Annotated in this window: 14 protein-coding genes and 1 pseudogene; 8 read left to right on the top strand and 7 right to left on the bottom strand. The window is 40.2% G+C overall.

Annotated elements, in window-relative coordinates:
* The 5 genes from L650_RS0120925 to L650_RS0120905 form a co-directional block, all read left to right on the top strand.
* Window positions 1–285: 3,4-dihydroxy-2-butanone-4-phosphate synthase (locus L650_RS0120925; RefSeq protein ID WP_029774291.1), on the top strand; the 285-nt coding region annotated here is incomplete at its 5' end.
* Window positions 286–475: 190 nt separating this feature from the next.
* The gene (locus L650_RS0120920; protein ID WP_029774290.1) at window positions 476–967 is read left to right on the top strand and encodes a cupin domain-containing protein; all 492 of its coding nucleotides are present in this window, start codon (window positions 476–478) and stop codon (window positions 965–967) included.
* A gap of 8 nt (window positions 968–975) precedes the next feature.
* Window positions 976–2,109, top strand: a complete 1,134-nt coding sequence (locus L650_RS0120915; protein ID WP_029774289.1) for an L-dopachrome tautomerase-related protein — start codon at window positions 976–978, stop codon at window positions 2,107–2,109.
* Window positions 2,110–2,286: 177 nt separating this feature from the next.
* On the top strand, window positions 2,287–2,919 hold the full coding sequence (gene grxB / locus L650_RS0120910) for a glutaredoxin 2 (RefSeq protein WP_029774288.1): 633 nt from the start codon (window positions 2,287–2,289) through the stop codon (window positions 2,917–2,919).
* Between the two features lie 264 nt (window positions 2,920–3,183).
* Complete coding sequence (locus L650_RS0120905; protein WP_029774287.1) at window positions 3,184–3,768, top strand: class I SAM-dependent methyltransferase; 585 nt, start codon at window positions 3,184–3,186, stop codon at window positions 3,766–3,768.
* Window positions 3,769–3,820: 52 nt separating this feature from the next.
* On the opposite strand, the gene L650_RS0120900 is transcribed toward L650_RS0120905, so the two are convergent.
* From L650_RS0120900 to L650_RS0120885, 4 genes are all read right to left on the bottom strand, one after another.
* Entirely contained in the window at window positions 3,821–4,474 is a 654-nt protein-coding gene (locus L650_RS0120900) for a nitroreductase family protein (protein ID WP_029774286.1), read from the bottom strand.
* Between the two features lie 75 nt (window positions 4,475–4,549).
* Complete coding sequence (locus L650_RS0120895) at window positions 4,550–5,341, bottom strand: glycine betaine ABC transporter substrate-binding protein (protein WP_029774285.1); 792 nt, start codon at window positions 5,339–5,341, stop codon at window positions 4,550–4,552.
* Complete coding sequence (locus tag L650_RS0120890; RefSeq protein WP_029774284.1) at window positions 5,338–5,892, bottom strand: thioredoxin family protein; 555 nt, start codon at window positions 5,890–5,892, stop codon at window positions 5,338–5,340. The genes L650_RS0120895 and L650_RS0120890 overlap by 4 nt, the downstream gene beginning before the upstream one ends.
* Before the next feature lie 52 nt (window positions 5,893–5,944).
* Window positions 5,945–7,051: an L-dopachrome tautomerase-related protein gene (locus L650_RS0120885; RefSeq protein ID WP_029774283.1), complete on the bottom strand. Its 1,107-nt coding sequence runs from the start codon at window positions 7,049–7,051 to the stop codon at window positions 5,945–5,947.
* A gap of 456 nt (window positions 7,052–7,507) precedes the next feature.
* On the opposite strand from L650_RS0120885, the gene L650_RS0120880 reads away from it, so the two are divergent.
* The 3 genes from L650_RS0120880 to L650_RS0120870 all read left to right on the top strand — a co-directional run bounded on the left by L650_RS0120880 (window position 7,508) and on the right by L650_RS0120870 (window position 8,963).
* Entirely contained in the window at window positions 7,508–8,443 is a 936-nt protein-coding gene (locus L650_RS0120880) for a LysR family transcriptional regulator (RefSeq protein ID WP_029774282.1), read from the top strand.
* 13 nt (window positions 8,444–8,456) lie between these two features.
* On the top strand, window positions 8,457–8,615 hold the full coding sequence (locus tag L650_RS0120875; RefSeq protein WP_004589679.1) for a hypothetical protein: 159 nt from the start codon (window positions 8,457–8,459) through the stop codon (window positions 8,613–8,615).
* A gap of 183 nt (window positions 8,616–8,798) precedes the next feature.
* Window positions 8,799–8,963, top strand: a complete 165-nt coding sequence (locus L650_RS0120870; RefSeq protein WP_223230616.1) for a hypothetical protein — start codon at window positions 8,799–8,801, stop codon at window positions 8,961–8,963.
* Window positions 8,964–9,008: 45 nt separating this feature from the next.
* Here the strand turns inward: L650_RS0120870 and L650_RS0120865 are convergent.
* The 3 genes and pseudogenes from L650_RS0120865 to L650_RS0120850 form a co-directional block, all read right to left on the bottom strand.
* Window positions 9,009–9,856 (bottom strand): annotated as a pseudogene (locus L650_RS0120865) (dienelactone hydrolase family protein).
* A gap of 103 nt (window positions 9,857–9,959) precedes the next feature.
* Window positions 9,960–10,916: a hypothetical protein gene (locus L650_RS0120860; protein ID WP_029774281.1), complete on the bottom strand. Its 957-nt coding sequence runs from the start codon at window positions 10,914–10,916 to the stop codon at window positions 9,960–9,962.
* A gap of 339 nt (window positions 10,917–11,255) precedes the next feature.
* The coding region (locus L650_RS0120850) for a SulP family inorganic anion transporter (RefSeq protein WP_029774280.1) at window positions 11,256–12,825 on the bottom strand (1,570 nt) is incomplete at its 5' end.

Genomic DNA, 12,825 nt, shown 5'->3' with positions numbered 1-12,825 from the left:
GATAGCGCCAAACCCAGTGATTTATCGCGCCCAGGCCATGTATTTGGCTTAAAAGCACAAACAGGTGGGGTTTTAGTTCGCCGCGGCCACACCGAGGCATCTGTTGATTTAATGCAGCTGGCTGGTTTAAAACCGTTTGGGGTTATTTGTGAACTCACTAATCCTGATGGCACCATGGCGCGTTTACCACAGGTAAGTGATTATGCTAATAAACACAGCATGACAGTGGTAACGATTGAAGACTTAGTACAGTACATACAAATGCAAGAATTAAAGGTCAGTTAAGCGTTTTTAAGCATTACCTAAGTAAAACCCAGCTTTATTGCTGGGTTTTTTATTTTGTAATAAGTAATTAATTACTCGTTTTTATTTGAAAATGTTTCTTGCCTAGGCGGCTTTTTCAAAAATCCTCAGCCTGTAAACTTTACCTAAATAGTCAGTGCAGCCGCACACAGTTTATTATTTAGGTGAAACTATGAAAATTAACACGCTTTTATTAGCAACTGCTTTAACAAGCAGTGGCGTATGGGCAGCGCAAAGTAAACTTGAACAGCAAATAACGCCTGCACCCCAAATGGGCATAATGGATAGTTATAATCAGCACATTACCAACGCCCCTTTTTTACTTAATCTTGACAGCCAACCCAAAGAGCAAATGGGCCCATATTTAACACGCCAATATTTTCATGGTACGCAATCAACGTTTGTAAAATGGGTGGCTAAAAAAGGCGGCAAAGTACCGCTTCATAAACACCCTAATGAACAAGTAACGTGGATCATGTCAGGCGAAGCTAAAGTGTTTTCTGGCGGTAAACAATACCTTATGAAAGCGGGTGACATGATGGTGATACCGGCCAATGTACCGCACGAATTTCACTTTACCCAAGATACGGTAGATATTGATTTTTTTGCCCCAGCTCGACAAGACTGGATAGACGGCACAGCTAATTACATTAAGCAAAAGTAGGGCAAATTATGTTTTTAAATAAATCTAAATTAGGGCTAAGCGCTATAGCCTTGCTAATAAGTGCCTCGGCTTTTGCAAATGACACGGTACCCGCTGAGGTTTACGCACAAACCGACGGTGCTGTGGGCGGTATTACGTATACACAAAACAAGCGCTTTATTTTTAGTTATCACCCTTTTTATAACCCAAAAGTAAAAGTGGGGGAGCTTTTAAAAAGTGGTGATGTGGTGCCATTTCCTAATGCGCAAATGCAAACCCCTTATAAAAGTGATGGCAGCTTAAAAAATCCCGCTAACTATTTAAATTGGGTATTAGGGGTAAGGGCTGATGACAGAGGTAATGTCTGGATACTCGACTCAGGTCAGGCGCAGCCGCGTATTACGCCAAAGCTGATAGCATGGGATGCGCTAAACAATAAGCTTAATAAAATTATTTACTTACCTAGCCCTATATCGGTTGCTCAATCTCAACTTAATGATTTAGCTATATCGAGCAAATACAATACATTAGTGATTGCTGATGAAGGTATTGCGGATGGCGGAAATGGCAAGCAAGCAGCCCTTATTATCGTTAATACTAAAACAGGTAAGAGCCGGCGAGTATTGCAAGGTCACGAAAGTGCATTACCCGATTATACAATGCCAATAATGATTGATGAAGGGACTGATAACCAAAAGCAGCTAAATGCCTTTATTGGTGCCGATGGCATTGTGCTTGATAACGCGCAGCAATGGCTTTACTTTGCTCCGCTTAATAAAAAGTATGTTTACCGTATTAAAATGGCCGACATTGCTAACGAGCAATTAACCGATAAACAACTAGGCGAACGAGTAGAGCAATACGCACAAAAACCAGTAAACGGTGGTTTAAGTATTGATGCTGATGATAATTTATATTTAACCATAGTGGGTGAGCGTACTGTGGGCGTTATTGATGCTAAAACACGTACGTACCGTGATTACACGTACGATAAAAACATGATTTGGCCAGATGGTGTAAGCATTGGACCTGAGGGTTACATGTACACCGGCGCTGCACAATTGCCGCTTTCGGCACAACTTAATAACGGCAATGCTCAAAATAAAGCACCTTATTACATATTTAGATTTAAACCTTTAGCTGAGGGCGTAATAGGGCGCTAACTATAATGTGTAAATTAAGCACGCCTTTATGGCGTGTTTTTTTATTTTATTTACTTTTTAAAGCGTGATTATCAATTTTTACAAGATAAAGTTTCAACCTAAATGCGGTTTTCTGCGCTGACTATTTGGGTATCTTACGGGCATAGGTACTTAACCCGCTTTAGGCTTTAATTAATTATGAAACTATACAGTTACTCTCATTGTCCTTTTTGTGCGTGTGTTAAATATGTAGCAGGTAAATTAGGCATTAAGCTTGATGACGTTGTACTTGATTACGACGACACTGAAACACCAACAAAACTAATTGGTAAAAAAATGGTACCTATTCTTGAAATGGATGACGGCACTATTATGAGTGAAAGTAACGAAATTATTAGCCTGTTTATTAAACTTGCTGGATCTAGCGAATCAAACAAGCCAACGCAAGGGGCTATTGAGTGGCAAGGTGGCTCGTTTGCGCCTTTATTGCAAATTGGTTTGCCGCGCTGGCCATTACTGGATTTAAAAGAGTTTAAAACAGAATCTAGCCGCATAGCGTGGGAAGATAACAAGCAATCGACAGAGCTTAACTTTGTAAACCTAATAGCATCAACTCCTGAGATCATTTTACAAGTAAATGAATTTTTAATTGGCACCGAAAAACAGCTCAATATTAATAATGGTAAAACGTCATTAAGCTTGCTTGATAGCGCTATTTATTTTTCTATATTACGTGGTTTATATTGTGAGCCAACCATTACCTGGCCAGAGCAATTAAACCAATGGATGAACTATCAGGCATTAGAATCTCATGTGCCGTTATTAAGATAGCGAATACTGAAAAAGTTTTAACAGCCAGTACGACTCCCTTCGTATTGCCTTCTTTTGGCCGGTGACCTCGTCACTGGCTTTTTTTATTTAGCTCTGAAAATCACCCCTTTTAATCCAGCACTTAGCAGTGTGCGTGAGCATGGCTGAGTAGTATATTAACAACATTAAAAAATTAGTTACCTATTTACACTACATATTATTAGTGGAATTATTAAGCAGGCTTATTCAACGCTATGAATACGCAAAATAATACCAGGAGCTATTATGTGGGATGAAAGGTATAACACTCAGCAATACGCTTATGGCAAACAGCCAAACGATTTTTTAGCCGAGCACTATAAGCAATTACCTAAAGGTAATGTTATTAGCTTAGCCGAAGGTGAGGGGCGAAATGCGGTTTTTTTGGCAAAAATGGGTTACAGCGTTACCGCGGTTGATGGCTCAAAAGTAGGGCTTGAAAAAGCGGCAAAGCTTGCCAAAGAGCACAGCGTAAACATTGAGCTAGTACACGCCGATTTAGCGAAGTTTGATTTTGGAAAAGAAAAATGGGATGCGGTAGTGTCTATTTATTGCCCTTTACCAAGTGCCGTGCGTTCAGCGGTATATAAGCGCGCTGTTAAAGGTTTAAAGCCAGGTGGGGTGTTTTTACTTGAGGCTTATACGCCTGAGCAAGTAAATTATAATACCGGAGGCGGCCCAAGTGTCGATACTAAAACCTCAAAAAGCGATTTACAAGATGACTTAGCCGAGCTTAGCTTTGTACATTTAGAAGAGCTAAAGCGAGAAGTGTTTGAAGGCACATACCACACGGGTTTAGCGTCGGTACTGCAAGCTATTGCTAAAAAATAAAATGAATATAAAAGCTTAGCACTCATTAGCACTAAGCTTTTTTAATAGGTTTTTATAAAACCTGTATAACTTGCTCTTTTGCTAAGCGAGATTTAGGTAACTTAGCGTTATAATCTTCACTGTCATCGTGGTAGCCAAGTACCAACGCTACATCACAAATATAGCCATCGAGCTCTTGTTCAAACACTTCACCAATAAGCTGTGCATCTACACCTTCCATAGGTGTTGAATCAACGCCTAAGCGTGCTGCGGCGTGCATTGTGTTGCCCAGGGCAATGTAAGTTTGCGCTTTGGTCCACATTGCATTGTTGCCTTGCTCATCGGTATTCATGTCAACAAAAGCAAACGCGCCAAACGCTTGTTCGCGGTTTTCACTTTGAGTACGGCCATTTTTAATGTCTGCATCAATGACTTGTGCGTAGTCATCACGTTTATATTTAGGGTTGTAAGCAAATAAAATAACGTGCGATGCAGTTTTAATATGCGGCTGATTAAATTGAAATTTATTAGCAAACGTAGAGTGCATACGCTCTTTAGCTTCGTCTGACTCAATAACAATAAATTTCCACGGCTGCGAGTTAATAGATGAAGGAGAAAGACGCATAGCTTCGTAAATTACATCTAGATCATCTTGAGGAATACGCATGGTTGTGTAGCGTTTAGTTGTATAACGTTTTTCTAAATCATTAATAATTGGATGGGTCATGGTTATCTCCGTTAAGTGGCTATTTTAGCCAAGTAGTGTCTATATTGAGCCTTTTTAAAAAAAACAAAGCACAAATTACTTTTTAATTGGATTGTTATTAAGCCAATTACGCGTTACGTCATCGAGGGGTTGTAAGTTTTTGCATACTTTATAGTCAAGCTCGGCAATGATCTCATTTGAAAAGCGTAATTTATCAAGGGTGTTTAACTGTGCTTGGTTAAACAGCGCTTGTTTATCTTCACGTAGGAGTAAAACAGCTCTATCAACAACGCCAAGTAACCCTTGTGGTTCTTTAAGCTCACGTATTGTGTGCTTGTAATGCAAAAATTGTGGCTTCCATAACGGCACTACGCACCAGGTTTGGGTGGCGACGGCGTTTTCAAACGCGCTAAAACAGTCATGCTCTGTGCCGGTTAAAAACTCATACCCTGCGCTCGTCAGCCCATATTCTTTCATCATATTAATAGAAAAACGGGTAATACCAGCACCGGCATTAATGCCCTGAATTGTTTTTTGCATTTTTGAAAGCACATCTGGCTTTAGCAAATCACTAATTTCGTTTACTGCACTTTGCGGTACGTAATCTGGTACGCCCCAGTGTGCATAAGGCTCATAATGTAAGCCAAGCTCAACGAGTGGCATAACTTGTTCAACATCGGCTTTATAAACACCGTGGCTTGAAGGCAGCCATGCTGAGGCGAGTAAATCTACTTTACCAGATTTAAGGTTTTTAAAGTTATCTTGATGCGGCGCATAAATACGCTCAACGGTAAAGCCCATATCAGTTAAAACATGGCTCACTAAAGAGGCCGTTACATGGTGAAACGATAAATCGGTTACGCCCAATTTTAAATGTACTGTACTCATAATGAATTACTCCATTTTATAGAGCAGCCCATGCTGGGTGTTTGCTGCTCAGGACCTTTGCCTGTGGCCGCAATTTGGCGCATGGCATTAACCAACTCAGGAGTGCGATGTGCATCGTTATTCATTTTTGCATCGTCTAAGCGGCCACGGTATTGCAGTGCCCCATGTTTATTGAAACCAAAAAAATCAGGCGTGCAAACCGCGCCATACTGTTTGCCTACGCCTTGGTTTTCATCAACAAGGTAGGGAAACAAAAAGCCGTGCTGCTTAGCAAATTTTTCCATATTAGCTGGGGAGTCAGCAGGGACGCTTTTATAGTCGTTCGACATAATAGCTAACACATTTATACCTTCGTTTATTAATAACGCGGTATCTTCGCTTAAGCGCCTTGCAATACGTTGCACATAAGGGCAATGGTTACAAATAAACATGATTAACAAGGCATTTTCGCCTAGGTTGTCGGCTAAGGTAAAAAGCTCGCCTTGCGGGGTTTTTAACGTAAAGTTGGGCGCTTGCCAGCCAAAGTCGCAAATAGGGGTGTCGAGTAGCATAACTTAACTCCTAAAAAGCCAGCGGGGATGGCTGGCTTATAAAAATATTTAATTATTTTTGATTAAAGCGAAAACGCGTTAATACGTAAGGTGGTTTTGCATTACCAAAGCCTTGGCTAAATGCAGGGTGCTGGTGGAGCTGATCTTGTGTTACATAAATCCAACCATTGCTCACTGCTAGGCTATCAGGCCATGATAATCGTTTGTCTTGAACAATTATTTCGTAGTGGCCTTTAGTCGTTAAGCCAATGGCATTGTTTTCAAGGTCGGTTACTAAAATACCGCCACCTGGCGCGTAGGTCATGCCATCGCTTGGGTTTTTAGGGCCAAACACTTCAATGCTTTTTGCTTTTTTAGCATCTGAATACGTGCTATCAGCGAGCGTTTTTGCCGGAATACGGTAAACACTTGTGCCTGTAAATGCGCCAAAGTATACCCATTCGTTTTTATCATCAATGGTAATTGGGTTTAAACCAAAACGTAGGTTTGTTGTTTCACCTTTTGCTGATTTAGACGCAACAGGAGAGGCTTCTATGACAATATCGCGCTCCTCTGGCATTAGCTTAGCATTGCCCTCAAGTACACGCGTTGATTCGCCGGTTTTTAAATCAACAACAATAAACGCAGGTTTAGTGGCGCCCATAAAGTTACCAAAAGACATATCGGCAATGTAAATTTTGTCGTTACGTTCATCAATAACAAAGTCTTGTAAAAACGAGTTATCAAGTACAGCGTCTTTATTTAATTCAATGGTATTAACTAAGGTGTTGGCAACGCTGTCCCAAGCAATTAGTTTTGGAGCTACTTGTTCGCTGCCCATGTCTAAAATCCACACCACACCTTTGCTGTCGCTATGTATGCCAATTACGGCTGCAAGGCCTACTTTGCCAAGCTCGGGGCCGTCAGCCCAATCTTCGTTAGGGAAAGGTTGTTGAGCACCGTTTGCCATAATTTCAACTACTCGCGTTTTTGGTGCATCAAGCGGGTGCATGCTTACAATCATTCGCCCTGCAGGTGTTATAGTTATACCTGCGCCGCGATATTTATTAAAAGTAGTCACCGTTTCAAGGGGGCCAACGTCTGCTGCATAGGCGCTTGAAAAAGCACTTGCGGCTAATGACAGGGTTGCTATTGCTAAGGTGGTTTTTAATCGTTTCATACTGTGATACCCGTTATGCTAAAAAATAGAGTAAAGCGATTTAAATAGCCTAAATGACTTCGCTTTCGTTGAGGTGAATAATAGGTGAGAATTTTTACGCGATAAACAGGGTAATGATTGAATCTTTATCAAATAATATTAGTTAATTGAAAAAGCGAGCGATTGCTTTAAACAAATTTGTTTTTTAAACATACTATTACTGCCCAAAAGCTGGGTTTACTAATAAACGCCCTAAAGATTGTCCTAATTTAATAAATAGTGGTTAGTGACTAGCTGTTGGGTACAGTGTAATATTTGCCTTTATATTGATAAACCGCGCAATAGATAAGCATTGTCAAATATAAATAGACAATAAATCACTTTTTGATTGCTCAATACACTGTAAGCAAACCTAAAGCGCTTAATTTTGCCAAAAATAATAATTAAATTATTAAGTTGACAATGGATTAATACACAATGCTTTTAGAAGACTTACAGGTAATTTTAAAAGTGGCAGAGTTTAAAAGTATTACTGCTGCAGCATCAAATTTAGATATGCGCACCGCCACAGCAAGTGCTGCTGTTAAAAGGGTAGAGCAGGCTTTAGGTTTTGAACTATTTATACGCACCACTCGCCATTTAAGGCTTTCTGCAGCCGGCGAGCGTTACATTCCGCAATGCCAACAAGCATTGGCAATGCTTGAACAAGCCAAAAATACACTTAAAAGCGATGACGACATAATTGATGGCGAGCTGCGTATTGCACTTTCTTCTGATTTAGGGCGCAACATTGTGATCCCCTGGCTTGACGAGTTCATGCAAACCCACACTCAGCTCAGCTTGCGCGCCAATATTAGCGACAGTAATATCGACTTTTATCGTGACTCGGTCGACATTGCACTGCGTTATGGTAAACCTAACGATGCCAGCATGTACGGTTTTAAAATTTGCGACGTACCGCGTATTTTATGCGCAGCACAAAGCTACCTTGATACACATGGCACGCCTGCTCATCCTCATGATTTAACAGAACATAAAGGGCTGTTTTATCAACTGCAAGATATAATTAAAGATGTATGGGTATTTAGCGATGCTAGCGAAGAGTTTAAAGTAAAATTGCACGGTGGCCATGCGGCTAACGATGGCGATTTAGTAAGGCGCTGGTGTGTGTCGGGCAAGGGGCTTGCGGTTAAATCGTGCTTAGATATGTCTAACGACTTACTTGCCGGTAATGTCATAAGTGTTATGCCAAGCTTTAAACCCACGCCTACAGAGCTTTGGTTGGTGTGCCCAAGTAGGCAGTCAATCACTCCGGCGGTGCGCTTACTTCGCGATGCCTTTAGAGAAAAAAGCGCCGGTATTTTAAAAGCCCTTATTGCAAAAGGGATTATTGATAAAAGCGTGCTTGGCTAATGAAGGACTGATAATGCAAGTTGATGATATTAGAGTGTTTGTGCCGTGTAAAAATTATCAGCAATCGTGCGACTTTTATCAGGCGCTTGGCTTTACTATTGAGCCTGCATCAGCTGATTTAAGCATAGCAACATCAGGTGAATGTAGTTTGTTTTTATACCAATCGTGTTAAGTTATTAGGCATTTATAGCGACAGTTAAATAGCGTGATAACAAGGCATAAATATCGTCATGTAGTTGTTCTACATAAGAAATTTATAACGCTGTTAGCGCTCTATTTAGCACGCTAGAATGATTAAATATTTAAGTCGATTGGTATTAATCGTTACTACAACCAAGAATTTGCTGAAAATTTAATGCTGCAAGTGTGTGTATTAAATATATACGAAGCCTTTAACACTATTAGTAAGTTAACTCACTTTGATATTCGCTTTGAAGGGATAAAACAAGAGCCGTGGGGTAAAGTGATTTATTTATGGGGACCATCTGGTGAGCTTTTACACATTACAGAGCTCAATTAACTTAAAAAATGCCACCCATTTTAAGCTGGTGGCATTACCTTATTATTAACTTAGTTTTTCATTAAAAAACGCTAAGGTACGCTGCCAAGCAAGTTCTGCTTTTTGCTCATCATAACGCCCAGTAGAGTCGTTATGAAAACCATGATTAGCGCCTTCGTACATGTGCATAGTGTACTCAACATTGTTAGCTTTTAAGCTTTTTTCATAATCAGGCCATGTAGCGTTAACGCGTTTATCAAGCTCACCTAATTGAATCATTAAAGGCGCTTTAATATTTTTGTGCAGTGACTCACTGGCAGGNCCGCCGCTAAGTAATTAACAATATAACCACCAAAACAAAAGCCTACAGCGCCGAGTTTGCCGTTACTATTAGAATGATTTTTTAAAAAGTGAGCTCCAGCTACAAAATCGTTTTGAATTTTAGCTCTGTCCATGGTTTTTTGCATGGCGCGGCCTTCATCGTCATTGCCCGGGTAGCCACCAAGCGCAAAGAGTGCGTCGGGTGCAAAGGCAATAAAGCCTTTTTTGGCTAAGCGCCTTGCTACATCTTTAATATATGGGTTTAAACCACGGTTTTCATGAATAACTAATACAACCGGCAGTTTACCTTCAATTTTGCTAGGTACTGCTAAGTAGCCTTTGCCTTTACCATGCCCGTTTGGCGAATCAAATTCTTCGTAGGTGGCTTTAATATCACCATCGTTAAATGATACTTGCTCTGCAAACGCATAATTAGGTAACAGGGCACTGGTTAGTACGCTCATTGAAAAACCAAGTGCAGCTAACCCACCTAGTTTTTTCATAAATGTACGTCGGTCCATTAAACCGTGGGCGTATTCGTCGTACCAATCAAAGGCTTCTTGCGGGATATGATCTGATTGCGGGGTATTCATGGCTGCTCCTTAACTTTACTATGTATATTTATTATTTAAATACCATAACGTATTAGGGATAAAAAACGAGCAATACTTTTCTCAATTATTAGGACTGTTGAAGTTATCCGTCAAGCAAGCAAAGGAGCACATTCCTTTGCTGTGTGGAAATCAAAGAAACCATTTCAATGTGATTTAAATCTTTTACCTCATACATGCTCACTTTTGAGTTGTTAAGAGTAAGCAACCTATTATATGGACTCACTTTGTCTGTATTACTTGAAAAGATGTAAGTTTGCCTAGCATGCGGGGTCTTATTTAGATTATTTAATATATCGAGTTTAGTTAGAGGTACTTCACTTTTTTCAATTATCTTAGCCGCGACTTCGCTTAAATAATCATCGCCTAATAGTTTGCTATAAATAGGGTGTGATAAGTTAGCAATTGTGTTTAGTGCGGCCTCAAAATTAATCATTGGGGCATAAAGTATATGCTTACTAATGTTCAGCTTAGATGCCAACTCAACTCCCGCAATTGCGCCCATTGAGTAACTAATTAAGGAAATATCAGTGTAGTTTTCTTTATTTACATAATTGACTAGCACATCAAGCGAGTTTAAGCCAAATCTAAACTTCTCGTATTGATTACTTGCAGGCATCACTATCACATTTTTTCCAGTGACATGGCTAAGCCATCTTGCTTGCATGGTGTAAATCAAGCTATCTACGCCATACCCCGGAAAGATGATTAAAAGCCCGCTATTATGGTTGTTTGGTAAATTATCTGAAGTAAGTTGGTATTCAAAAACCTCATCTTCAGTGCTTCCTTCAACAATCAAACTTAACGAAAGTGTATTACCATCGAGTAGGTAGCTTTCGATATCCTTAGGTGAGATAAACCTAAAATCAAGACAATCTACTTCGCTGCTACAGTAATGGGTTTGTACTCCAGATAAAGCGATAGAGCTCTCAAATTCTTTAGGGAGAACTTTCTGCGGAGGCTTAGCTATTTGATAAGCAATATAGCTCTGGCACCCACTTAAAAAAATAACTAAAGAAATAATCAGTATGTATAAGCGCATTAAAGTCCCTTTAATTTTCAAGCTAAAATTTTTTGATTAGTTAATGCCTGACTTCCCTTCATCTTCGCCTATCAAAAAGTCGAGCCCCACAAAGGCGAACGATATAGCAATGAAGCCAAATAGCATTAAGTTACGGTTATTCTTTTTAAACCAAGTGTGGTTAACACAGCAAAAACAATAAATAGAATAAGTTGTACAAGTGGCATAGTTACATCCTTTTATGCGTGGGTGTCCATATACGTGCCTAACTTACCAGCTTAAAATAATTTAAACAATTGACTTAAAAATAAAAAGCTCGGGAAATTCCGAGCTTTTTTAGTGAGTTATCTAAGTGACGTGTTACGCCATAGCGTCGTTGGCTACAGGGTATTTAGGGTCTTCAACAATGTTAACCTCAACTAAATCACCGGCTTTTTGTAATAACTTGGCAGACTCTGGGCTCAAATGGCGCAAATACAACGTTTTATCTAATGCTTTATAACGCTCACTTAAACCATGTATGGCTTCAATACCTGATTGGTCGCACACTCTGGCATTGGCAAAATCTATACACACATTTTGTGGGTCGTTATGTGGATTAAACCCTTCTTTAAACGAGGTTATTGAGCCAAAAAATAGATTACCCGTTACTTGGTAGGTTTTTTCGCTTTGCGATTCATCACTGCATTTAATACGGATTTCTTTTGCAGAGTTCCATGCATAAACCAAGGCAGAAATAACAATACCTATGCCTACGGCTACGGCTAAATCGAGTAATACGGTAACGGTAGATACCACAATAATGATAAATATTTCAGACTTTGGAACACGGCCAAATAAGCGCAAAGATGACCACTCAAACGTAGCAATAACCACCATAAACATAACGCCAATTAAAGATGCCACCGGTATCATTTCAATTAAGCTTGGAAAAAACAAAATAAATACCAGCATAAATAAAGCGGTAGCAATACCTGCTGCACGCCCTCGGCCGCCTGAGTTTAAACAGACCATGCTTTGGCCAATCATGGCGCAGCCACACATGCCACCAAATAAACCGCTTAAAATATTGCCCGAGCCTTGCGCTACCGACTCACGATTACCTTGGCCGCGGGTTTGTGTTATTTCATCAATAAGCGAAAGCGTCATAAGGGTTTCTATTAGCCCCACAGATGACAAAATAAGCGCAAGCATGAGCACGGTAATAAGTGCATCGAGCGAGTCGCTATTGGTTAAATCCCAACTAATTTGCGGAAAGTGAAAACTCGGTAATGCACCTTTTAAACTGCCATCAAGTGGGTCGATGGTTTCTTTTAAGCCCTCAGCTACTTTTTGCGCTTCGTTTTCTTGCCATTTAGCCGTAATTTGCGCATCGGTTGGGCGCTCAAGCGCAATATTTTGCGCCACTTCGCTGTATTGCCCATGAGGTACTTGATTTTTTATAGCTGCAAAGTTTTCAGTAATGATCTCTTTTTCAATCATTGAAGTACGCTGCGTGTGCACAACATCGCTAACAAGTTTTGACTCAAGTGGCGTTAAGGTGACCAGCGCTGTACATACTGCTATTGCAGCAAGAGGGGCAGGAATTGCTTTAGTATAGCGCGGTAAAAAATACACAATTGCCATGGTTAACGCAATTAGCCCCATCATGGTAAGCATAGCTGGGCTGGTTAGTTGCATCCAATCGCCTGCGTAGGTAAACATATCGTGTTGCTTATCGTAAACTACGCGAACGTTTTCTTTAAATTGGCCAAATTGCGCCATACCAATCACAATAGCTAAGCCATTTACAAAGCCAAGCATTACAGGGTGAGGTAACAGCCTAATAAATTTGCCCATTTTAAAAGCGCCAAACACAACTTGCAGCACACCGGTTAATACCACGGCGGCCAGCAAGTACTCTAGCCCAAACATAATAATAAAGGCGGTG

Source organism: Pseudoalteromonas sp. TB51 (assembly GCF_000498055.1).
GTDB lineage: Bacteria > Pseudomonadota > Gammaproteobacteria > Enterobacterales > Alteromonadaceae > Pseudoalteromonas > Pseudoalteromonas atlantica.
The sequence above is the reverse complement of the archived record's forward strand: the minus strand, read 5'-3'. Positions and strand labels throughout refer to the sequence as shown.